The 22,750-nt window shown below is 40.2% G+C and carries 20 protein-coding genes and 1 pseudogene; 17 read left to right on the top strand and 4 right to left on the bottom strand.

All coding sequences use genetic code 11. The annotated features are described in order from the left end of the window. Positions 1 to 63: 63 nt before the first annotated feature. The 9 genes from dnaG (at position 64) to N8M66_RS00820 (ending at position 7,721) form a co-directional block, all read left to right on the top strand. Positions 64 to 1,824 (top strand): DNA primase, encoded by a 1,761-nt coding sequence (gene dnaG, locus N8M66_RS00860; RefSeq protein WP_261045025.1) that lies wholly within the window; start codon positions 64 to 66, stop codon positions 1,822 to 1,824. Between the two features lie 2 nt (positions 1,825 to 1,826). Further along, positions 1,827 to 2,936: an RNA polymerase sigma factor RpoD gene (rpoD, locus tag N8M66_RS00855; RefSeq protein WP_004259586.1), complete on the top strand. Its 1,110-nt coding sequence runs from the start codon at positions 1,827 to 1,829 to the stop codon at positions 2,934 to 2,936. A gap of 14 nt (positions 2,937 to 2,950) precedes the next feature. After that, positions 2,951 to 3,280 (top strand): metal-sulfur cluster assembly factor, encoded by a 330-nt coding sequence (locus N8M66_RS00850; protein WP_000331925.1) that lies wholly within the window; start codon positions 2,951 to 2,953, stop codon positions 3,278 to 3,280. Between the two features lie 115 nt (positions 3,281 to 3,395). After that, positions 3,396 to 4,439, top strand: a complete 1,044-nt coding sequence (gene cpoA / locus N8M66_RS00845) for an alpha-galactosylglucosyldiacylglycerol synthase (RefSeq protein WP_261045023.1) — start codon at positions 3,396 to 3,398, stop codon at positions 4,437 to 4,439. Positions 4,440 to 4,454: 15 nt separating this feature from the next. Beyond that, positions 4,455 to 5,780, top strand: a complete 1,326-nt coding sequence (locus N8M66_RS00840) for a glycosyltransferase family 4 protein (protein ID WP_261045021.1) — start codon at positions 4,455 to 4,457, stop codon at positions 5,778 to 5,780. Positions 5,781 to 5,809: 29 nt separating this feature from the next. After that, positions 5,810 to 5,986, top strand: coding sequence for a PspC domain-containing protein (locus N8M66_RS00835; protein WP_261045468.1), 177 nt, complete (start codon positions 5,810 to 5,812; stop codon positions 5,984 to 5,986). Positions 5,987 to 6,044: 58 nt separating this feature from the next. Next, positions 6,045 to 6,179 carry a DUF4044 domain-containing protein gene (locus N8M66_RS00830; RefSeq protein ID WP_033683525.1) on the top strand — a complete coding sequence of 45 codons (135 nt, stop codon included), beginning with the start codon at positions 6,045 to 6,047 and terminating at the stop codon, positions 6,177 to 6,179. Between the two features lie 63 nt (positions 6,180 to 6,242). After that, on the top strand, positions 6,243 to 7,553 hold the full coding sequence (obgE, locus tag N8M66_RS00825) for a GTPase ObgE (protein ID WP_261045020.1): 1,311 nt from the start codon (positions 6,243 to 6,245) through the stop codon (positions 7,551 to 7,553). Positions 7,554 to 7,562: 9 nt separating this feature from the next. Beyond that, on the top strand, positions 7,563 to 7,721 hold the full coding sequence (locus N8M66_RS00820; RefSeq protein ID WP_033683527.1) for a hypothetical protein: 159 nt from the start codon (positions 7,563 to 7,565) through the stop codon (positions 7,719 to 7,721). A gap of 45 nt (positions 7,722 to 7,766) precedes the next feature. Here the strand turns inward: N8M66_RS00820 and N8M66_RS00815 are convergent, their stop codons facing one another. From N8M66_RS00815 to N8M66_RS00810, 3 genes and pseudogenes are all read right to left on the bottom strand, one after another. After that, entirely contained in the window at positions 7,767 to 8,237 is a 471-nt protein-coding gene (locus N8M66_RS00815; protein ID WP_261045014.1) for an arginine repressor, read from the bottom strand. Then, a pseudogene (locus N8M66_RS09480) lies at positions 8,234 to 8,553 on the bottom strand (Xaa-Pro dipeptidyl-peptidase); the annotation flags it as partial. The pseudogene N8M66_RS09480 and the gene N8M66_RS00815, both read right to left, overlap by 4 nt. 150 nt (positions 8,554 to 8,703) lie before the next feature. After that, on the bottom strand, positions 8,704 to 10,986 hold the full coding sequence (locus tag N8M66_RS00810) for a Xaa-Pro dipeptidyl-peptidase (protein ID WP_261045012.1): 2,283 nt from the start codon (positions 10,984 to 10,986) through the stop codon (positions 8,704 to 8,706). Between the two features lie 289 nt (positions 10,987 to 11,275). On the opposite strand from N8M66_RS00810, the gene N8M66_RS00805 reads away from it, so the two are divergent. From N8M66_RS00805 to N8M66_RS00775, 7 genes are all read left to right on the top strand, one after another. After that, positions 11,276 to 14,377 carry a DNA polymerase III subunit alpha gene (locus N8M66_RS00805; RefSeq protein ID WP_261045011.1) on the top strand — a complete coding sequence of 1,034 codons (3,102 nt, stop codon included), beginning with the start codon at positions 11,276 to 11,278 and terminating at the stop codon, positions 14,375 to 14,377. Between the two features lie 81 nt (positions 14,378 to 14,458). Next, positions 14,459 to 15,466 (top strand): 6-phosphofructokinase, encoded by a 1,008-nt coding sequence (gene pfkA / locus N8M66_RS00800; RefSeq protein WP_020900675.1) that lies wholly within the window; start codon positions 14,459 to 14,461, stop codon positions 15,464 to 15,466. Between the two features lie 56 nt (positions 15,467 to 15,522). Beyond that, positions 15,523 to 17,028 carry a pyruvate kinase gene (gene pyk / locus N8M66_RS00795; RefSeq protein ID WP_004259601.1) on the top strand — a complete coding sequence of 502 codons (1,506 nt, stop codon included), beginning with the start codon at positions 15,523 to 15,525 and terminating at the stop codon, positions 17,026 to 17,028. 218 nt (positions 17,029 to 17,246) lie between these two features. Continuing rightward, positions 17,247 to 18,506 carry a UDP-N-acetylglucosamine 1-carboxyvinyltransferase gene (locus N8M66_RS00790; RefSeq protein WP_115904419.1) on the top strand — a complete coding sequence of 420 codons (1,260 nt, stop codon included), beginning with the start codon at positions 17,247 to 17,249 and terminating at the stop codon, positions 18,504 to 18,506. 15 nt (positions 18,507 to 18,521) lie between these two features. Further along, positions 18,522 to 19,073, top strand: a complete 552-nt coding sequence (locus N8M66_RS00785) for a GNAT family N-acetyltransferase (protein ID WP_261045466.1) — start codon at positions 18,522 to 18,524, stop codon at positions 19,071 to 19,073. Further along, entirely contained in the window at positions 19,066 to 20,343 is a 1,278-nt protein-coding gene (spxR, locus tag N8M66_RS00780; protein WP_000033820.1) for a CBS-HotDog domain-containing transcription factor SpxR, read from the top strand. Before N8M66_RS00785 ends, spxR begins: the two co-directional genes overlap by 8 nt. Positions 20,344 to 20,358: 15 nt before the next feature. After that, the gene (locus N8M66_RS00775; RefSeq protein WP_000631543.1) at positions 20,359 to 21,219 is read left to right on the top strand and encodes a methionyl aminopeptidase; all 861 of its coding nucleotides are present in this window, start codon (positions 20,359 to 20,361) and stop codon (positions 21,217 to 21,219) included. Positions 21,220 to 21,389: 170 nt separating this feature from the next. Here the strand turns inward: N8M66_RS00775 and N8M66_RS00770 are convergent, their stop codons facing one another. Continuing rightward, on the bottom strand, positions 21,390 to 21,689 hold the full coding sequence (locus N8M66_RS00770) for a YbaB/EbfC family nucleoid-associated protein (protein ID WP_000981526.1): 300 nt from the start codon (positions 21,687 to 21,689) through the stop codon (positions 21,390 to 21,392). Between the two features lie 186 nt (positions 21,690 to 21,875). Here N8M66_RS00770 and efeO point away from each other — a divergent pair, with 186 nt between their 5' ends. Then, positions 21,876 to 22,748 (top strand): iron uptake system protein EfeO, encoded by an 873-nt coding sequence (gene efeO, locus N8M66_RS00765; protein WP_261045007.1) that lies wholly within the window; start codon positions 21,876 to 21,878, stop codon positions 22,746 to 22,748. Positions 22,749 to 22,750: the final 2 nt, after the last annotated feature.

Genomic DNA, 22,750 nt, shown 5'->3' with positions numbered 1-22,750 from the left:
ACTTTTTTTCTGAAATAAAGTATACTATATAAAGTAAACTATGATAACATGGAGGTATTGTGTATGGTTGACAAACAAGTCATTGAAGAAATCAAAAACAATGCCAACATTGTGGAAGTCATAGGGGATGTGATTTCTTTACAAAAGGCAGGACGGAACTATCTAGGGCTCTGTCCTTTTCATGGTGAAAAAACACCTTCTTTCAACGTTGTCGAGGACAAGCAGTTTTACCACTGTTTTGGTTGTGGGCGCTCTGGTGATGTCTTTAAGTTCATCGAGGAGTACCAAGGGGTTCCCTTTATGGAGGCTGTCCAAATCTTAGGTCAGCGTGTCGGGATAGAGGTGGAAAAACCTCTTTATAGTGAGCAGAAGCCAGCCTCCCCCCACCAAGCTCTTTATGATATGCATGAAGATGCAGCCAAATTTTATCATGCTATTCTTATGACAACGACCATGGGGGAGGAAGCCAGAAACTACCTTTATCAGCGTGGTTTGACAGATGAAGTGCTCAAACATTTTCGGATTGGTTTGGCACCTCCAGAACGAAACTATCTCTATCAACGTTTGTCTGGTCAGTATCGTGATGAGGATTTTCTAGATTCAGGATTGTTTTATCTCTCGGATGCTAATCAATTTGTAGACACCTTTCACAATCGGATTATGTTTCCCTTGACCAATGATCAAGGAAAGGTCATTGCCTTCTCAGGTCGTATCTGGCAGAAAACGGATTCACAAACTTCTAAGTATAAAAATAGCCGATCGACTGCAATTTTTAACAAAAGTTACGAATTATATCATATGGATAGGGCAAAAAAATCTTCTGGTAAAGCCAGTGAGATTTACCTCATGGAAGGATTCATGGATGTCATTGCAGCCTATCGTGCTGGAATCGAAAATGCTGTGGCGTCTATGGGAACGGCCTTGAGTCGTGAGCATGTTGAGCATCTGAAAAGGTTAACCAAGAAGTTGGTTCTTGTTTACGATGGCGATAAGGCTGGGCAAGCCGCGACATTGAAAGCATTGGATGAAATTGGTGATATACCTGTGCAAATTGTCAGCATGCCTGATAACTTGGATCCAGATGAATATCTACAAAAAAATAGTCCAGAAGACTTGGCCTATCTATTAACGAAAACTCGTATTAGTCCGATTGAGTTTTACATTCACCAGTACAAACCTGAAAATAGTGAAAATCTGCAGGCTCAGATTGAGTTTATTGAAAAAATAGCGCCCTTGATTGTTCAAGAAAAGTCCATCACTGCTCAAAACAGTTATATTCATATTTTAGCTGACAGTCTAGCATCCTTTGATTATGCCCAGATTGAGCAGATTGTTAATGAAAGCCGTCAGGCACAAAGGCAGAATCGCATGGAAGGAATTTCCAGACCGACGCCAATTACTATGCCTGTCACCAAGCAGTTATCGGTTATTATGAGGGCAGAAGCCCATCTACTTTATCGAATGATGGAATCCCCTCTTGTTTTGAACGATTACCGCTTGCGAGAAGACTTTGCATTTGATACACCTGAATTTCAGGTCTTATATGACTTGCTTGGCCAGTATGGCAATCTTCCTCCAGAAGTTTTAGCTGAGCAGACAGAGGAAGTTGAAAGAGCTTGGTACCAAGTCTTAGCTCAGGATTTGCCTGCTGAGATGTCTCCGCAGGAACTTAGTGAAGTAGAGATGACTCGAAATAAGGCTCTCTTGAATCAGGACAATATGAGAATCAAAAAGAAGGTGCAGGAAGCTAGCCATGTAGGAGATACCGATACAGCCCTAGAAGAATTGGAACGTTTAATTTCCCAAAAGAGAAGAATGGAGTAATAATGGCAACAAAACAAAAAGAAGTAACAACATTTGACGTACAAGTAGCAGAATTTATCCGTAATCATAAACAAAAAGGGACAGCAACAGATGATGAAATCAATGCTAGTCTAGTTATTCCTTTTACCTTGGATGCTGATGGGATTGAAGATCTCTTGCAACGAATTCAGGATGCAGGGATTTCAATCACAGATAACGAAGGAAATCCAAGTGCGCGTGTGCTTAGTGCAGAAGAAGAGCCAGAGCTCAGCGATGAGGACTTGATTGGATCAACTTCGGCTAAGGTCAATGACCCTGTTCGTATGTACTTGAAAGAAATCGGGGTCGTTCCTCTCTTGACCAATGAAGAGGAAAAAGAATTGGCACTGGCTGTTGAAGCTGGCGATATTGAAGCCAAACAACGTCTTGCTGAAGCCAATCTTCGTTTGGTTGTTTCCATTGCCAAGCGCTATGTTGGCCGTGGTATGCAGTTCCTTGACCTGATTCAAGAAGGGAACATGGGCTTGATGAAGGCGGTTGACAAGTTTGACTATTCTAAAGGATTCAAGTTCTCAACTTATGCGACTTGGTGGATTCGTCAAGCAATCACTCGTGCTATTGCGGATCAAGCTCGTACCATTCGTATTCCAGTCCACATGGTTGAAACCATTAATAAATTGGTTCGTGAACAACGTAATCTCCTTCAAGAATTGGGACAAGACCCAACGCCAGAACAAATCGCAGAACGTATGGATATGACACCAGACAAGGTTCGTGAAATCTTGAAGATTGCCCAAGAACCAGTATCTCTTGAAACACCAATCGGTGAAGAGGATGATAGTCACCTTGGGGACTTTATCGAAGATGAAGTGATTGAAAATCCAGTGGATTATACAACTCGTATCGTCTTGCGTGAGCAGTTGGATGAGGTCTTGGATACTCTTACAGACCGTGAAGAAAATGTTTTGCGTCTACGTTTTGGGTTAGATGATGGGAAAATGCGCACCCTTGAAGATGTGGGTAAAGTCTTTAACGTGACGCGCGAGCGTATCCGTCAGATTGAAGCTAAAGCTTTGAGAAAACTACGCCAACCAAGTCGCAGCAAACCGCTTCGTGATTTTATTGAAGACTAAGAGTGAGGATGAATATGGCTTATACAGAAGAGCAAATTGAAAACATCAAAACACGAATTTTATCAGCCTTGGAAGAAGTTATTGACCCTGAGTTGGGAATCGATATTGTCAATCTTGGTTTGATTTATGAGATTCGTTTTGACGGTGACACAGGGCAAACAGAGATTGATATGACTTTGACAACTATGGGATGTCCTCTAGCAGACCTTTTGACAGACCAGATTTATGATGCCATGACAGAGGTGCCAGAAGTAACTGATACTGAGGTCAAATTAGTCTGGTATCCAGCCTGGACCGTTGAAAAAATGAGTCGCTATGCCCGCATTGCCTTAGGCATTAAGTAAATAGATAAAAGAATGTGAGAGCCTATTGGAAAAGCGAGGAAATTTCCCTTTCTTTTCCTCTAGTCTCTCCTTTCTTTTGCTGATTTTATTCAAAGAAAATGATATAATAGTAGTTATGGAAAAAAAGAAATTACGCATCAATATGTTGAGTTCAAGTGAGAAAGTAGCAGGACAAGGAGTTTCAGGTGCCTACCGTGAATTAGTTCGTCTTCTTCACCGTGATGCAAAGGATCAATTGATTGTTACTGAAAATCTACCAATTGAGGCAGATGTGACTCACTTTCATACGATTGATTTCCCCTATTATTTATCTACATTTCAAAAGAAACGCTCAGGGAGAAAAATTGGCTATGTGCATTTCTTGCCTGATACACTTGAGGGGAGTTTGAAAATTCCATTTTTCTTAAAGGGAATTGTGAAACGCTATGTATTTTCTTTTTACAACCGGATGGAGCAATTGGTTGTGGTCAATCCTATGTTTATCGAGGATTTGGTGGCAGCTGGTATTCCACGTGAAAAAGTGACCTATATTCCTAACTTTGTCAACAAAGAAAAATGGCATCCTCTTTCACAAGAAGAGGTAGCGAGACTGCGAACAGAGCTAGGTCTTAGTGACAATCAGTTTATCGTAGTAGGTGCTGGTCAAGTTCAGAAACGCAAAGGGATTGATGATTTTATCCGTCTGGCTGAGGAATTGCCTCAGATTACCTTTATCTGGGCCGGTGGTTTCTCTTTTGGTGGCATGACAGATGGTTATGAAAGTTACAAGAAAATCATGGAGAATCCCCCTAAAAATTTGATTTTTCCAGGTATTGTATCGCCAGAGCGGATGCGCGAGTTGTATGCCCTAGCGGATCTTTTCTTGCTTCCTAGTTACAATGAGCTCTTTCCGATGACGATTTTAGAGGCTGCCAGTTGTGAGGCTCCTATTATGTTGCGTGATTTGGATCTCTATAAGGTAATTTTGGAGGGAAATTATCGGGCGACAGCAGATAGAGAAGAAATGAAAGAAGCTATTTTGGAATATCAAGCCAATCCTGTTGCCTTAAAAGAACTTAAAGAAAAGGCTAAGAATATTTCCAGAGAGTATTCTGAAGAGCACCTGTTACAAATCTGGTTGGACTTTTATGAGAAACAAGCCGCTTTAGGGAGAAAGTAAAAAGAGAGGTAATCTATGCGAATTGGTTTATTTACAGATACCTATTTTCCTCAGGTTTCTGGTGTTGCGACCAGTATTCGAACCCTGAAAACAGAACTTGAAAAGCAGGGGCATGCTGTTTTTATCTTTACGACGACGGATAAGGATGTCAATCGTTATGAAGATTGGCAAATTATCCGCATTCCAAGTGTTCCCTTTTTTGCTTTTAAAGATCGCCGCTTTGCCTATCGAGGCTTTAGCAAGGCGCTTGAAATTGCCAAACAGTATCAGTTAGATATTATCCATACTCAGACAGAATTTTCTCTTGGCTTGTTGGGGATTTGGATTGCGCGTGAATTGAAAATTCCAGTCATTCATACCTATCACACCCAGTACGAAGACTATGTGCATTATATTGCTAAGGGGATGTTGATTCGCCCTAGTATGGTCAAGTATCTGGTCAGAGGTTTCTTGCATGATGTGGATGGGGTTATTTGCCCGAGTGAGATTGTCCGTGATTTGCTATCTGACTATAAGGTTAAAGTGGAAAAACGGGTCATTCCAACTGGGATTGAATTAGCCAAGTTTGAGCGTCCGGAAATCAAGCAAGAAAATCTAAAAGAACTACGTAGTAAATTAGGAATTCAAGATGATGAACAGATGCTGCTTAGTCTTTCTAGAATTTCCTATGAAAAAAATATTCAAGCAGTACTTGCAGCCTTTGCAGAAGTTTTGAAAGAAGAAGACAAGGTTAAACTGGTGGTAGCTGGGGACGGTCCTTATCTGAATGACCTCAAAGAGCAAGCCCAGAAACTAGAGATTCAAGACTCAGTCATCTTTACAGGGATGATTGCGCCTAGTGAGACCGCTCTTTACTATAAGGCGGCGGATTTCTTCATCTCGGCATCGACAAGTGAAACGCAAGGCTTGACCTACTTGGAAAGCTTGGCTAGTGGAACGCCTGTCATTGCACATGGAAATCCTTATCTGGACAATCTGATCAGTGACAAGATGTTTGGAACCTTGTACTATGGAGAACATGATTTAGCCGGAGCTATTTTAGAAGCTCTAATTGCAACGCCGGACATGAATGAGCATACTTTATCAGAGAAGTTGTACGAGATTTCAGCGGAGAACTTTGGAAAACGGGTGCATGAGTTTTATCTGGATGCCATTATTTCAAATAATTTCGAGAAAGATTTAGCCAAAGATGATACGGTTGGTCAGCGTATCTTTAAGACAGTTTTGTATCTTCCACAACAGGTGGTTGCTGTGCCCGTAAAAGGCTCTAGACGGATGCTGAAGGCATCAAAAACACAGTTAATCAGCATTAGAGATTATTGGAAAGACAGTGAAGAATAGAAAGAGGAACAGCTATGAAAAAACAATTAATGAGAAGTGGTCGTGATAAAAAGATTGCGGGTGTTTGTGCTGGGGTTGCTTATTATTTTGATATAGATCCTACTATTGTTCGTGTAATATGGGGTGTTCTTGCTTTTGGTTATGGAGCTGGAATTGTAGCTTATATTATTTTATGGATGATTGCACCTGTAGCAACTGACTATTGAAAACTAGCTGAATTCATGCTAAGATAATAGAAAATAGAATGTAACGAAGGAGAAGAAAATGGCATTTGGAGATAATGGAAATCGTAAAAAAACCTTGTTTGAGAAATTAACTTTAATTATCGTGGTTATTATGCTTTTGGCAAGTATTTTGGGTATTTTTGCAACTGCAATTGGTGCCCTCAGTAATCTATAAAATAGATTCAATAAAATTTTGTGACTGGGATTTCCCAGCCCTTTTTTAAAGTGAGAAGAAAAAATGAGTATGTTTTTAGATACAGCCAAGATCAAGGTCAAGGCTGGTAATGGTGGCGATGGCATGGTTGCCTTTCGCCGTGAAAAATATGTCCCTAATGGCGGTCCTTGGGGCGGTGATGGTGGTCGTGGAGGCAATGTGGTCTTCGTTGTAGACGAAGGACTACGTACCCTCATGGATTTCCGCTACAATCGCCACTTTAAGGCTGATTCTGGTGAAAAAGGAATGACTAAAGGGATGCATGGTCGTGGTGCCGAGGACCTTAGAGTTCGAGTACCACAAGGAACGACTGTGCGTGATGCCGAGACTGGCAAGGTCTTGACAGATTTGATTGAACACGGTCAAGAATTTATCGTTGCCCACGGTGGTCGTGGTGGTCGTGGAAATATCCGCTTTGCGACACCAAAAAATCCTGCACCTGAAATCTCTGAAAATGGAGAACCAGGTCAGGAACGTGAGTTACAATTGGAACTAAAAATCTTGGCAGATGTTGGTTTGGTTGGTTTCCCATCTGTAGGAAAATCAACACTTCTAAGTGTTATCACCTCAGCTAAACCTAAAATTGGTGCTTACCACTTTACCACTATCGTGCCAAATCTAGGTATGGTTCGTACCCAATCAGGTGAATCCTTTGCAGTAGCCGACTTGCCAGGTTTGATTGAAGGGGCTAGTCAGGGTGTTGGTCTGGGAACCCAGTTCCTCCGTCACATCGAGCGTACCCGTGTTATCCTCCATATCATTGACATGTCAGCTAGCGAAGGCCGTGATCCTTATGAGGACTACCTAGCTATCAATAAGGAGTTAGAGTCTTATAACCTCCGTCTCATGGAGCGTCCACAGATTATCGTAGCCAATAAAATGGACATGCCTGAGAGTCAGGAAAATCTTGAAGAATTCAAGAAAAAATTGGCTGAAAACTACGATGAATTTGAAGAGTTACCAGCAATCTTCCCAATTTCTGGTTTGACTAAGCAAGGTCTGGCTACGCTTTTGGATGCTACAGCTGAATTGTTAGATAAGACACCAGAATTCTTACTCTACGACGAGTCAGATATGGAAGAAGAAGCCTACTACGGCTTTGACGAGGAAGAAAAGGCCTTTGAAATTAGTCGTGATGACGATGCGACATGGGTGCTTTCTGGTGAAAAACTCATGAAACTCTTCAATATGACCAACTTTGATCGTGACGAATCTGTTATGAAATTTGCCCGTCAATTACGTGGTATGGAGGTTGATGAAGCCCTACGTGCGCGTGGTGCTAAGGATGGGGATTTGGTCCGCATTGGTAAATTTGAGTTTGAATTTGTAGACTAGGAGACTGATATGGGAGATAAACCGATATCTTTCCGAGATGCGGATGGCAATTTCGTTTCCGCCGCAGACCTTTGGAATGAAAAGAAATTGGAAGAACTATTTAATCGTCTCAATCCAAACCGTGCCCTGAGATTGGCACGAACCAAAAATGAAAATCCATCACAGTAAAGAAGATAAAAAATTCCGTGCCTTAACATTGGACACGGAGTTTTTTTATTCACCAAAAAAGAATGGTGGTGTGAATTTTTTCAATTCTTCAAAACAACTTTGTGCAGCCTCTGCATCTTCACAGATGACCAGACAGACATCGTCCCCACAGAGCGTAGCGATAGCGTCAGGAAAACTCAAAGCATCAATAATAGAACCAAATGATTGAGCAAGCCCAGGAAGGGTTTTAAGGAGGACTTGGTGTTGAACGGGACGCATCAAGACAAGAGCATCTTCCATGTAGATTTCGAGACGTTTCTCCCATTTTGAGATAGAGCCTGTATTGAGCACGTAGTAAGAGTTGTCTTCTTCACGTACTTTTGAGAGGTTCATACTTTTAATATCTCTCGAAAGTGTAGCTTGTGTAACTTGAATATCATTATCGGCAAGAAGAGCTTGTAGCTCAGCTTGAGTATGAATCTTGTTTTTCGTTACAAGAGCTCGTATGAGTTGGTGTCGGTGTTCAGATTTATTCATAAAATGTTACTCCTTGTACTAGATACAGAAAGCGTGGACTGAACGAGATTGTCAGTCGGGTGGTAAGCGGTATTGTCACGTATGATGATTTCAAAGTCAGTAGTATAGGACTAAACGGAGAGAATCTCCCTCTTTTAATTTGTCACTAGTTGGGTGGAGATGAATTGGCTCTCTATCCGTTTATTTACATTGGTGTCCTCTACTAACAGTAAATCATTGAATTTAGGTAGCCTTTTGTCACGACTTGTTGTGAATTTATGCCAAATGGCAATTCACAGAGATTGTCCAACATGTGGTAGCGTGTATGATAGAGGGTTACACATGTTGGTTAGGGGGGTTAGTATCATTTGTCCAAGGTTCAGCAGCGGGGGTAGTATAATCTGTTCTTTGGACAGGATTTGATACCAAATTTCTGTTTCGTTAGACTATTCAAGTGGAGATTTTTCCATACTGAATGTCTGTTACATTATACCTTTTGACAAGGTAAGATAAGTGTAGACTGTTCAAGATCAACAGTCAGGTGGTAAGCGGTATTGTCACGTATGGTGATTTCAAAGTCAGTAGTATAAAGGACTAAACGAAGAGTATCTCCTTCTTTTAGCTTGTAAATAGTTGGTTGCAGTTCAAATTGGATATCCATCCATTCATCTGCAGTAATATCCTCTACCGACAGTAAATCATTTCTATTTTGTAAGTTGAGATAGCCTTTTGTCACGACGCGTTGTGCATTTTCGCGAAAAGGCAATTCGTTGAGATTTTCCAACATATGGTAGCGACCGTTGTCAATGGTTCTAGCACTTAAAACAGCTGGATAAGGTTGTAGGTAATTTTTCTGTCCAAATTCTAGCAGTTGGGCAGATAATAAACCCTTGTTTGTGCTGGATTTGATACGTAGATTGAGTTGAGCACGACCGTTCAAGTGAAGATCTTTAGTCACAGGAAGGTCAATAGTAATCTGATTAGCTTTTCCTTGGTAGAGTTCTGTATTGAAGGTCTGGTAGGTCTTACCATAACGCTCAAAATCCTGATCTGAGTACTGGTTTTCAATAACTTGCTCGCCTTGACCAAGTGCGAAGGTTTCAAAGTTCTTTTGGTCACCGAAATTATCAAGTGATAACCAAGTCTGAGGAACGGTATTATCCTGCCAGATAACAGTAGGAAGTTGGTATTCCGTTTCCTGTCCCAGTAATTTCTTAGTCAATAAGGCATTCATGGACTCACGGAAGTCAATAGACTGCCAGTTGTTCATATACACATGGGCGCCATTATGGAGAAAGAGGTGCTTGTTGATATTACTAGGAAGGGCATGGAACATCTGGTAAACATGAAGAGGTTTAACATTCCAATCCTGTGAACCATGAGTAAAGACAACCTCTGCCTTTACCTTATGGGCATTAAGCAGATAATTGCGGTCATGCCAAAATTGATTGTAGTCGCCAGACTTGCGATCCAGTTGCACTTTTACTTTTTCTAAGTCAGCTTGGTGAGCTTCATTACCACGGATATAGTCACCAGCCAAGAGATTACGAGAGTAGGTTAGTTCAGCAAGGGAGTCAAAGTCCTCACCTGGATAACCACCTGGGCTGGTCACCAGACCGTTTTCACGATAGTAGTTATACCAAGAGGAAATTCCTGCTTCAGCAATGATAACCTCTAAACCATCTACACCTGTAGTCGCAAGACCATTGGACATGGTACCTAGATAAGAAAGTCCAGTTGTGGCTACTTTTCCGTTTGACCAGTCAGCCTTGACTTGACGTTGGCGCGTGTGGTCAGTGAAGGCACGGCAACGACCATTAAGCCAATCGATGACATTTTTATAAGCCTCGATTTGCTGGTAGTCCCCGTTAGTCATGAAACCAGTAGAGTCTTTGGTACCAACACCTGAGACATAGAGATTAGCAAAACCTCGTGGAAGGAAGTAGTCGTTGAGAGTATAGCTAGCATTGATGTGCGTTAGCTTTTCCTCAGCTTCTGACACAAGCTCAGCTTGGTCATGAGGTTGGACGAGATTTAGTTGAGGTTCCTCTATCTCAATCTTGTGAGCAGGCTTAAGCTCAAGATTGCCCTCCATCTTGTAAAGAGCTTTGTCACTGGCATTGTCATTTGTTCCTTGATGATAGGGACTTGCTGTCATGATGGCAGGGATTTTCCCGTCATAACGAGGACGAATAATGCTGACCTTGACTAAGTCTGGTAGCCCTTTTCGGTCAGTATCGACACGAGACTCAACGTAAACGACTTCTCGAATGACATCATGGCTAGAAAAAGTAGCTAAACTCTTGCCGTTAAAGTAATGATAGTCATTATCCTCAGGAATCAGTCCATCGCTAACAAGTTGGTCGATAAGAGTATTTCCCTTTTTGGTGCGAGTATTAAGTAACTGATAGAGATTTTCAATCAAGTCACCATACACAATAGGAAAACCAGTCTCTTTACGAAAAACATCACTGTCTTCGAAGTCAACCAAATAAGAAAAGCCTAAAAGTTGAAAGGCCACAGTGTAGAAAATATCTGCAGTCAACACTTTGTCTGACTGAAGAAAAGTCAGTAAGTCAGTTTCTTTATCAACTGCTAAACTGGATAGAGGATAGGTGCTATCTTTATAATTAAAAGAGAAACGAATAAGAAACGCTTCGAGCATTTTTTTATTTGTAATATTGACTTGTAAATCAAACCCATACTTTTTTAATTCAAAGATAATTCTATCTCTAGGTAGCGCTAAATAGCTGAATTGATTAAAACGCATAAAAGCCTCCTACTTATGAAATATATTAAGGTTATTATATCAAAAAACAGAGAGAAAAGATACTATAAAAATTAATAGAAACTATAATAAATAAAAATAAGTATTTATAAAATAAACATGTGAAATGATAAGCTTAAATACAAAAATATTAGTGGTGCTGTTGGAAATCAGACAAGGATTGTCTAATTAACTATGATTTGAGCTATTAGATATTAAAGCATCAGTAATAGTGATAGAAATTTTAAGAAAATGGTATAATATAGTGAGAATGATAGAGGAGAAGTGTAAATTGATCGCACAACTAGATACAAAAACAGTCTATAGTTTTATGGAGAGTGTCATTTCAATCGACAAGTATGTGAGAGCAGCAAAAGACTATGGCTACACTCATCTGGCTATGATGGATATTGACAATCTTTACGGGGCTTTCGATTTTCTAGAGGTTACAAATAAATACGGCATTCATCCTTTGTTAGGGCTTGAAATGAATGTGCTTGTAGATGATAAGGATGTGAATTTGCGCTTTTTAGCTCTATCTAGTGTAGGCTATCAGCAGTTGATGAAGCTTTCAACAGCCAAGATGCAGGGGGAGAAAAGTTGGTCAGTTCTATCTCAGTATCTGGAGGATATTGCGGTAATTGTGCCTTATTTTGATGGATTGGAGTTGTTAAATCTTGGCTGTGATTACTATATAGGGGTTTACCCAGAAACACTGGCAAGCGAATTTTATCGTCCTATTTTGCCACTTTATCGGGTCAATACATTTGAAAGCAAGGATAGAGAAGTCCTGCAAGTATTAACAGCGATTAAAGAAAATCTACCACTTAGAGAAGTTCCCTTGCGTTCACGACAAGATGTCTTTATCTCAGCAACTTCTTTAGAGAAGCTATTCCAAGAACGTTTCCCGCAAGCCTTGGACAATTTAGAAAAGCTTATTTCAAGTATTTCTTATGACTTGGATACTAGTCTGAAACTGCCTCGTTTTAATCCAGCTAGACCAGCAGTAGAAGAGTTGAGAGAGCGTGCTGAGCTTGGACTTGCTCAGAAGGGTTTGACTAGTAAAGAATATCAAGACCGTCTAGACCAAGAATTGGCTGTTATTCATGATATGGGCTTTGATGACTATTTCTTGGTTGTTTGGGATTTATTGCGTTTTGGACGTTCGAATGGCTACTACATGGGAATGGGACGTGGTTCTGCAGTTGGTAGCTTGGTTTCCTATGCTTTGGATATCACAGGGATTGACCCAGTTCAGAAGAATCTGATTTTTGAACGTTTCCTCAATCGTGAACGCTATACCATGCCTGATATTGATATAGATATCCCTGATATTTATCGTCCAGATTTTATCAGATATGTTGGTAACAAATATGGTAGCAAACATGCTGCGCAAATCGTTACTTTTTCTACCTTTGGGGCTAAGCAAGCTTTACGTGATGTCTTGAAGCGCTTTGGTGTGCCAGAGTATGAATTATCTGCAATTACCAAGAAAATCAGTTTTCGTGACAATCTTAAGTCGGCCTATGAGGGCAATCTCCAGTTTCGTCAGCAAATCAATAGTAAGTTAGAATACCAAAAAGCCTTTGAAATTGCCTGCAAGATAGAGGGCTATCCAAGACAAACCTCGGTCCATGCGGCTGGTGTTGTGATTAGCGACCAAGATTTGACCAACTACATCCCTCTGAAGCATGGTGATGAAATTCCACTGACTCAGTACGATGCTCATGGTGTTGAAGCTAGTGGACTTTTGAAAATGGACTTTCTGGGATTGAGAAATCTGACCTTTGTCCAGAAGATGCAAGAGTTGCTTGCTGAAACAGAAGGTATTAATCTGAAAATTGAAGAAATTGATTTGGAAGACAAAGAAACGCTGGCTTTATTCGCTTCTGGGAATACAAAAGGTATCTTTCAATTTGAGCAACCTGGTGCCATTCGCTTGCTCAAACGTGTGCAACCAGTCTGTTTTGAAGATGTTGTAGCAACTACTTCTTTAAATCGTCCAGGTGCAAGTGACTATATCAATAATTTTGTGGCAAGAAAGCATGGTCAGGAAGAAGTGACTGTTCTGGATCCAGTACTGGAGGATATTTTGGCTCCAACCTACGGCATCATGCTCTATCAGGAGCAGGTTATGCAGGTTGCTCAGAGATTTGCTGGATTTAGCCTCGGAAAAGCCGATATTTTACGTCGGGCTATGGGGAAAAAGGATGCCTCTGCCATGCATGAAATGAGGGCTTCCTTTATTCAGGGAGCATTAAAAGCAAATCATACTGCGGAAAAGGCAGAGCAGGTCTTTGATGTCATGGAGAAGTTTGCAGGTTATGGTTTTAACAGGTCACACGCCTATGCCTACTCAGCCCTGGCCTTCCAGTTGGCCTATTTCAAAACGCATTATCCAGCCATTTTTTATCAGGTCATGCTGAATTCTTCCAACAGTGATTATCTGTCAGACGCTCTTGAAGCAGGCTTTGAAGTAGCACCTCTGTCCATCAATACCATTCCTTATCATGATAAAATTGCCAACAAGTCCCTCTATCTAGGTCTGAAGTCGATTAAGGGAGTCAGCAAGGATTTGGCGCTTTGGATTATTGAAAATAGACCCTATTCCAACATTGAAGATTTTATAGCTAAATTACCTGAGAATTATCTGAAACTTCCTCTGCTAGAACCTTTGGTAAAAGTTGGTCTTTTCGATTCATTTGAAAAAAATCGCCAAAAAGTATTTAATAATTTAGGTAATCTATTTGAATTTGTGAAAGAGTTAGGAAGCTTGTTTGGGGATACAATTTATAGCTGGAAGGAATCGGAAGATTGGACGGAACAAGAAAAATTCTATATGGAACAAGAGCATTTAGGGATAGGTGTCAGCAAACATCCCTTACAAACTATCGCAAGTAGAGCTATTTATCCGATTACACCAATCGGAAATTTATCAGAAAATAGCTACGCTATTATTTTGGTTGAAGTTCAGAAAATAAAAGTAATTCGTACCAAAAAGGGTGAAAATATGGCCTTTTTACAGGTGGATGATAGTAAGAAAAAATTGGATGTTACCCTCTTTTCAGATTTATATAGACAGGTTGGAAAAGAAGTAAGAGAGGGAGCTTTCTACTATATCAAAGGGAAAATCCAATCACGTGATGGTCGTCTGCAAATGATTGCACAAGAAATAAGAGCAGCAGTGGCTGAACGCTTTTGGATACAGGTAAAAAATCATGAATCGGATCAAGAAATTTCGAGAATTTTAGACCAGTATAAAGGCCCAATCCCAGTTATCATCAGGTATGAAGAGGAACAAAGAACGATTGTTTCTCCCCATCATTTTGTGACTAAATCCACTGAATTAGAAGAGAAATTAGGTGGAATCGTTATGAAAACGATTTATCGCTAAAATTACGGAAAATAGAAGAATTTTCCAATTAAATGTGATATAATCAGTAAGAATGTTAAAAGAAAAAGGAGCATAACCAATATGAAACGTATTGCTGTTTTGACTAGTGGTGGAGACGCCCCTGGTATGAACGCTGCCATCCGTGCAGTTGTTCGTCAAGCAATTTCAGAAGGAATGGAAGTATTTGGTATCTATGACGGATATGCTGGTATGGTTGCCGGTGAAATTCATCCCCTAGATGCAGCTTCAGTAGGAGACATCATTTCTCGTGGTGGTACTTTCCTTCACTCAGCTCGCTACCCAGAGTTCGCTCAACTTGAAGGGCAACTTAAAGGGATTGAGCAATTGAAAAAACACGGGATTGAAGGTGTAGTTGTTATCGGTGGTGACGGATCTTACCACGGTGCTATGCGTTTGACTGAACATGGATTCCCAGCTATCGGTCTTCCAGGTACAATCGATAACGATATCGTTGGTACTGACTTTACAATCGGTTTTGATACAGCGGTTACGACTGCTATGGACGCTATCGATAAGATTCGTGATACGTCATCAAGTCACCGTCGTACTTTTGTTATCGAAGTTATGGGACGTAACGCTGGTGATATCGCTCTTTGGGCTGGTATTGCAACTGGTGCTGATGAAATCATCATTCCTGAAGAAGGATTCAAGATGGAAGATATTGTAGCAAGTATCAAAGCTGGTTATGAGTGTGGTAAAAAACACAACATCATCGTCTTGGCAGAAGGTGTGATGTCAGCAGCTGAATTTGGTCAAAAACTAAAAGAAGCTGGAGATACAAGCGACCTTCGTGTAACAGAACTTGGACATATTCAACGTGGTGGTTCTCCAACTGCGCGTGACCGTGTTTTGGCATCACGTATGGGTGCTCATGCTGTTAAACTTCTTAAAGAAGGTATCGGTGGTGTTGCGGTTGGTATCCGTAACGAGAAAATGGTTGAAAACCCAATTCTTGGAACTGCAGAAGAAGGAGCATTGTTTAGCCTTACTGCAGATGGTAAGATTGTGGTTAACAACCCACATAAGGCTGACCTTGAGCTATCTAGCTTGAATAAGAGCTTGTCATAATTTATAATTTAGTTAATAAGACCAAAAAGGTCATATATAAAGGAGTCACAAAAATCATGAACAAACGTGTAAAAATCGTTGCAACTTTGGGACCTGCGGTTGAAATCCGTGGTGGTAAAAAATTCGGTGATGACGGATACTGGGGTGAAAAACTTGATGTTGAAGCTTCAGCTAAAAACATTGCTAAATTGATTGAAGCTGGTGCTAACACATTCCGTTTCAACTTCTCACACGGTGACCACCAAGAACAAGGTGACCGTATGGCAACTGTTAAACTTGCAGAAAAACTTGCGGGTAAAAAAGTTGGTTTCCTTCTTGATACAAAAGGACCAGAAATCCGTACTGAATTGTTTGAAGGAGATGCAAAAGAGTACTCTTACACAACTGGTGAAAAAATCCGTGTTGCTACTAAACAAGGAATCAAATCAACTCGTGATGTGATCGCATTGAACGTTGCTGGTGCTCTTGATATCTATGATGATGTTGAAGTTGGTCGTCAAGTTTTGGTTGACGATGGTAAACTTGGTCTTCGTGTAGTTGCTAAAGACGATGCAACTCGTGAATTTGAAGTTGAAGTTGAAAACGATGGCGTAATTGCTAAACAAAAAGGTGTTAACATCCCTAACACTAAAATTCCTTTCCCAGCTCTTGCTGAACGCGATAACGATGACATCCGCTTCGGTCTTGAACAAGGTATCAACTTCATCGCGATTTCATTCGTACGTACTGCAAAAGACGTTAACGAAGTTCGTGCAATCTGTAAAGAAACTGGTAACGGACACGTTCAATTGTTCGCTAAAATCGAAAACCAACAAGGTATCGACAACTTGGATGAAATCATCGAAGCTGCTGATGGTATCATGATCGCTCGTGGTGACATGGGTATCGAAGTACCATTCGAAATGGTTCCAGTTTACCAAAAAATGATTATCAAGAAAGTCAATGCTGCAGGTAAAGTTGTTATCACTGCAACAAACATGCTTGAAACAATGACTGAAAAACCACGTGCAACTCGTTCAGAAGTATCAGACGTATTTAACGCTGTTATCGATGGAACTGACGCTACAATGCTTTCAGGTGAGTCTGCAAACGGTAAATACCCACTTGAGTCAGTAACTACAATGGCTACAATCGATAAGAATGCTCAAACTCTTCTTAACGAATACGGACGCTTGAACTCAGATTCATTCGAACGTAACTCTAAGACAGAAGTAATGGCTTCAGCTGTTAAAGATGCTACTAACTCAATGGATATCAAATTGGTTGTAACACTTACTAAGACTGGACACACTGCACGTTTGATCTCTAAATACCGTCCAAATGCTGATATCTTGGCATTGACATTTGACGAATTGACAGAACGTGGATTGATGTTGAACTGGGGTGTTATCCCAATGTTGACAGATGCTCCATCATCAACTGACGATATGTTCGAAATCGCTGAACGTAAAGCAGTTGAAGCAGGTCTTGTACAATCTGGTGACGATATCGTTATCGTAGCTGGTGTACCAGTTGGAGAAGCTGTTCGTACAAACACAATGCGTATCCGTACAGTACGTTAATTAAAATAAAAAGAGCCTATCATATCAAGCTTTCTAGCCTATATGATGGGCTTTTTTGTGTCAGGGGGCAAAAAGGGGCAAAACTTTTTAAAAAAGGCCAGTTAATACAAATACGATTCAGCTAATATAATTGAAAATGATGGAAAAAAAGGTGAAATTATGGTATACTTTAACGTAGGACCTTTTTAGAAATTTTGAAAGAGTATTAAAAATTTAAAATGAGAAAAATTGTTATCAATGGTGGCTTGCCCCTGCAAGGTGAGATTACCATTAGTGGTGCAAAAAATAGTGTTGTAGCTTTGATTCCAGCTATTATCTTGGCAGATGATGTTGTGACTTTGGATTGTGTTCCAGATATTTCGGATGTGGCAAGTCTTGTCGAAATTATGGAACTGATGGGCGCTACCGTTAAGCGTTATGACGATGTGTTAGAGATTGATCCAAGAGGTGTTCAAAATATTCCAATGCCTTATGGGAAAATCAATAGTCTTCGTGCATCTTATTATTTTTATGGAAGTCTTTTAGGTCGCTTTGGGGAAGCTACAGTTGGTTTACCTGGAGGATGTGATTTGGGACCACGTCCTATTGACTTACATCTTAAGGCTTTTGAAGCAATGGGAGCTACTGTTAGCTACGAGGGAGATAATATGAAGTTATCTGCTAAAGATGTGGGACTTCATGGTGCAAGTATTTACATGGATACGGTTAGTGTAGGTGCGACGATTAATACAATGATTGCTGCGGTTAAAGCAAATGGTCGTACTATTATTGAAAATGCAGCCCGAGAACCTGAGATTATTGATGTTGCCACTCTCTTGAATAATATGGGTGCCCATATCCGTGGTGCAGGAACTAATATCATCATTATTGATGGTGTTGACAGCTTACATGGAACGCGTCATCAGGTGATTCCAGACCGTATTGAAGCGGGAACATATATTTCCTTAGCTGCTGCAGTCGGTAAGGGAATTCGTATCAATAATGTATTATACGAACACTTAGAAGGATTCATCGCTAAGTTGGAAGAAATGGGAGTTCGAATGACTGTATCTGAAGACAGCATTTTTGTTGAGGAACAGTCTAATTTGAAAGCAATCAATATTAAGACAGCTCCTTATCCAGGTTTTGCTACTGACTTGCAACAACCAATTACTCCTCTTTTGTTAACAGCAGAGGGGCGTGGAACCATTATTGATACCATTTATGAGAAACGTGTAAACCATGTTTTTGAACTAGCAAAGATGGACGCGGATATTACGACTACAAACGACCATATTTTATATACTGGTGGACGTAGTTTACGTGGTGCAAATGTAAAAGCTACTGATCTTAGAGCTGGGGCAGCACTTGTCATTGCTGGTTTGATGGCTGAAGGTAAAACTGAAATCACAAATATTGAGTTCATCTTACGTGGTTATTCAGATATTATTGAAAAATTACGTAATCTAGGAGCGGATATTACACTTGTTGAAGAATAAACCGTAGAGGTGTTTATGAATATTTGGACCAAATTAGCAATGTTTTCTTTTTTTGAAACGGATCGCTTGTATTTGCGTCCTTTCTTTTTTAGTGATAGCCAGGACTTCCACGAGATAGCTTCAAATCCAGAAAATTTACAATTCATTTTTCCAAGTCAAGCTAGTTTGGAAGAGAGTCAATATGCACTGGCCAATTATTTTATGAAGTCTCCTTTAGGTGTATGGGCTATTTGTGACAAGAAAACTGAAAAAATGATTGGTTCAATTAAGTTTGAAAAGCTAGATGAAATTAAAAAAGAAGCAGAACTTGGTTATTTTTTGAGAACAGATTTTTGGTCGCAAGGATTTATGACAGAGGTTGTTAGAAAAATTTGTCAGCTTTCTTTTGAGGAGTTTGGCTTAAAACAATTAGTCATCGTTACTCACCTTGAAAATGAAGCTAGCCAAAGGGTTGCTCTTAAGTCTGGATTCCGTTTGTTCCGTCAGTTTAAAGGAAGTGATCGCTATACAAGGAAAATGCGAGATTATCTTGAGTTTCGCTTTGTAAAGGGAGAAATCAATGAGTAAACACCAAGAAATTCTAAGTTATTTGGAGGAATTACCAGTAGGTAAAAGAGTCAGTGTTCGTAGCATTTCCAACCATCTAGGAGTCAGTGATGGAACGGCCTATCGGGCTATCAAGGAAGCTGAAAACCGTGGAATTGTGGAGACTCGTCCTAGAAGTGGTACGATTCGTGTTAAATCTCAGAAAGTTGCTATCGAAAGATTAACATTTGCAGAAATTGCAGAAGTAACTTCTTCTGAGGTTCTAGCTGGGCAAGAAGGTTTAGAGAGAGAATTTAGTAAGTTTTCAATCGGTGCCATGACTGAACAAAATATCTTGTCCTACCTTCACGATGGGGGGCTCTTGATTGTCGGAGACCGTACTCGTATCCAATTACTAGCGCTGGAAAATGAAAATGCAGTTTTGGTTACAGGTGGTTTTCATGTTCATGATGATGTTCTTAAACTGGCCAATCAAAAAGGAATTCCTGTTTTAAGAAGCAAGCATGATACTTTTACCGTCGCGACTATGATCAATAAAGCCTTGTCAAATGTTCAAATCAAGACTGATATTCTGACAGTTGAGAAACTTTATCGTCCGAGTCATGAGTATGGTTTTCTGAGAGAAACCGACACAGTCAAAGATTATTTGGACTTAGTTCGTAAGAATCGTAGCAGTCGTTTCCCGGTTATCAATCAACACCAGGTTGTTGTTGGAGTTGTAACCATGAGAGACGCTGGTGATAAGTCACCAAGCACCACAATTGACAAGGTCATGTCGCGTAGTCTATTTTTAGTTGGATTATCGACAAATATTGCCAATGTGAGTCAACGGATGATTGCTGAAGACTTTGAAATGGTACCGGTTGTTCGGAATAATCAAACCTTGCTTGGAGTTGTGACAAGACGAGATGTCATGGAGAAGATGAGTCGTTCCCAAGTTTCGGCTCTACCAACATTTTCTGAGCAGATTGGTCAAAAACTTTCTTATCACCATGATGAAGTCGTCATTACAGTTGAGCCCTTTATGCTTGAAAAAAATGGTGTTTTAGCTAACGGTGTATTGGCAGAAATCTTGACTCATATGACCCAAGATTTAGTTGTGAATAGCGGGCGCAATCTCATTATCGAGCAGATGCTGATTTACTTTTTGCAGGCTGTTCAGATTGATGATATATTGCGTATTCAAGCACGTATTATCCATCATACGAGAAGATCAGCTATTATTGACTACGATATTTATCACGGTCATCAGATTGTTTCAAAAGCAAATGTGACTGTTAAAATTAATTAGAAACTAGGAGAAAAAATGATAACATTAAAATCAGCTCGTGAAATCGAAGCTATGGATAAAGCCGGTGATTTCCTTGCAAGTATTCATATCGGCTTACGTGATTTGATTAAGCCTGGCGTAGATATGTGGGAAGTTGAAGAGTATGTTCGCCGTCGTTGTAAAGAAGAAAATTTCCTTCCGCTTCAGATTGGGGTTGACGGTGCCATGATGGACTATCCTTATGCTACCTGCTGCTCTCTTAACGATGAAGTAGCCCACGCTTTTCCTCGCCACTATATCTTGAAAGATGGTGATTTGCTCAAGGTTGATATGGTTTTGGGAGGTCCTATTGCTAAATCTGATTTGAATGTCTCAAAATTGAACTTCAACAATGTCGAGCAAATGAAAAAATACACTCAGAGCTATTCTGGTGGTCTAGCAGACTCATGTTGGGCTTACGCCGTAGGTACACCGTCCGAAGAAGTGAAAAACTTGATGGACGTAACTAAAGAAGCTATGTACAAGGGGATTGAGCAGGCTGTTGTTGGAAATCGTATCGGTGATATCGGTGCGGCTATTCAAGAATACGCTGAAAGCCGTGGTTACGGTGTAGTGCGTGATTTGGTTGGACATGGTGTTGGTCCAACAATGCATGAGGAACCAATGGTTCCAAACTACGGTATTGCAGGCCGTGGACTCCGTCTCCGTGAAGGAATGGTACTAACCATTGAACCCATGATCAATACTGGAGATTGGGAAATTGATACAGATATGAAGACCGGTTGGGCGCATAAAACCATCGACGGTGGCCTATCTTGTCAATATGAACACCAATTCGTGATTACTAAAGATGGTCCGGTAATCTTGACTAGCCAAGGTGAAGAAGGAACTTATTAATAAAAAGTGAAAAGACTACTGGAAGTTTATTTTGAAAAATTCAGTAGATCTTTTCATATAAAATAAACGCATTGTATTGATGTTTTCAGGCTTTTGAAGACAATAAAAATAGGCTCCATAATATCTGTAGGAGACTTATCTACAGCTATTATGGAGCTTTTTTCTTATGCTCAGAATGGCAATTTCCCAGCGAAAGCACCTAATTTTTTCTTAGTCGTTTCATCGATTTGTTCAAGAGCTGAGTTGATAGCTTGAACAGTCATATCTGAAAGAGTTTCAAGATCTTCTGGGTCAACGACAGCTGGATTGAAGTCAATGCTGACAACTTTTTTGTCACCAGTTAAGGTCGCTTGGACAAGGTCTTGAGCAGATTTGCCGACAAATTGCATAGCCGCAAGTTCAGCTTGACTTTGTTCCATTTGTTTTTGAAGTTTTTGCGCTTGGCGCATCATGTTTTGCATGTTCATCATGGTGATATATAGTTTCCTTTTCCAATTATTTTCCTTTTTATTTTATCAATTTTGAGGTTAAAAGTCTATTATTAGTATAAATTACTCAACATTAAATTGTCTGAAAATTTATTGAAAAATGAGTGAAAACATGGTATAATGAAACGTAAAATTAATTCAGGTTTCCTGAACCAATAGGAGTACACAATGAAAAAACTAGGTTTTGTCCTTTTATCTTCAGCCTTGCTATTAACAGCTTGTGCTAACAACCAATCTAAGCCAAGCAATACGAGTGATTCGTCTAAGGTGACAGCCTTGTCTGAAGACAAGCAGAAAATGCTTGATAAGGCCACAGCTGACTATAAGACTTTTGTGCAAGAGCAAATCGATAAACTGTTGACAGATACGGAAGTGTTTGTCAAACTTTTGAAAGAAGGAAAACTAGAAGAAGCTAAGAAGGTTTATCCATTGATTCGTATGTCTTATGAGCGTTCAGAACCGATTGCCGAGAGTTTTGGTGAGTCAGATGTCAAGATTGACTTCCGTTTGGCAGACTACATGGACGAAAACAAGACAGAAGAAGGATGGTCAGGTTTCCACCGTATTGAGCGTATCCTTTGGGAAGACAATACCACTAAAGGAACTGAAAGCTATGGCGATCAGTTGGTCAATGATATCAAGGAATTGAAAGCCAAGATTGCAACTGTGGATGTGGACTACAAGGTTATGTTGACTGGGGCGGTTGACTTGCTCAATGAAGTAGCGACAAGCAAGATTACAGGGGAAGAGGAAATTTATTCTCATACAGACTTGTATGACTTCCGTGCCAATATCGAGGGAGCTGAGAAGATTTTCCAACTCTTTAAACCTTTGCTTGAAAAATCAGACGCTAATCTAGTTAAAGAATTGGAAGCAGATTTCAAGTCTGTTAATAGTTTGTTGGACAAACACATGACCGACAAGGAACACTACAAGCTTTATACAGATTTGACAAAAGAAGACACCAAAGAATTGTCAGAAGCTGTGACAAAACTTGGTGAACCTCTATCGCAAATGGGTAAATTTCTTAGTGGAGAGTAAGA

It is taken from the genome of Streptococcus mitis (genome assembly GCF_946188585.1).
GTDB lineage: Bacteria > Bacillota > Bacilli > Lactobacillales > Streptococcaceae > Streptococcus > Streptococcus mitis_DG.
The sequence above is the reverse complement of the archived record's forward strand: the minus strand, read 5'-3'. Positions and strand labels throughout refer to the sequence as shown.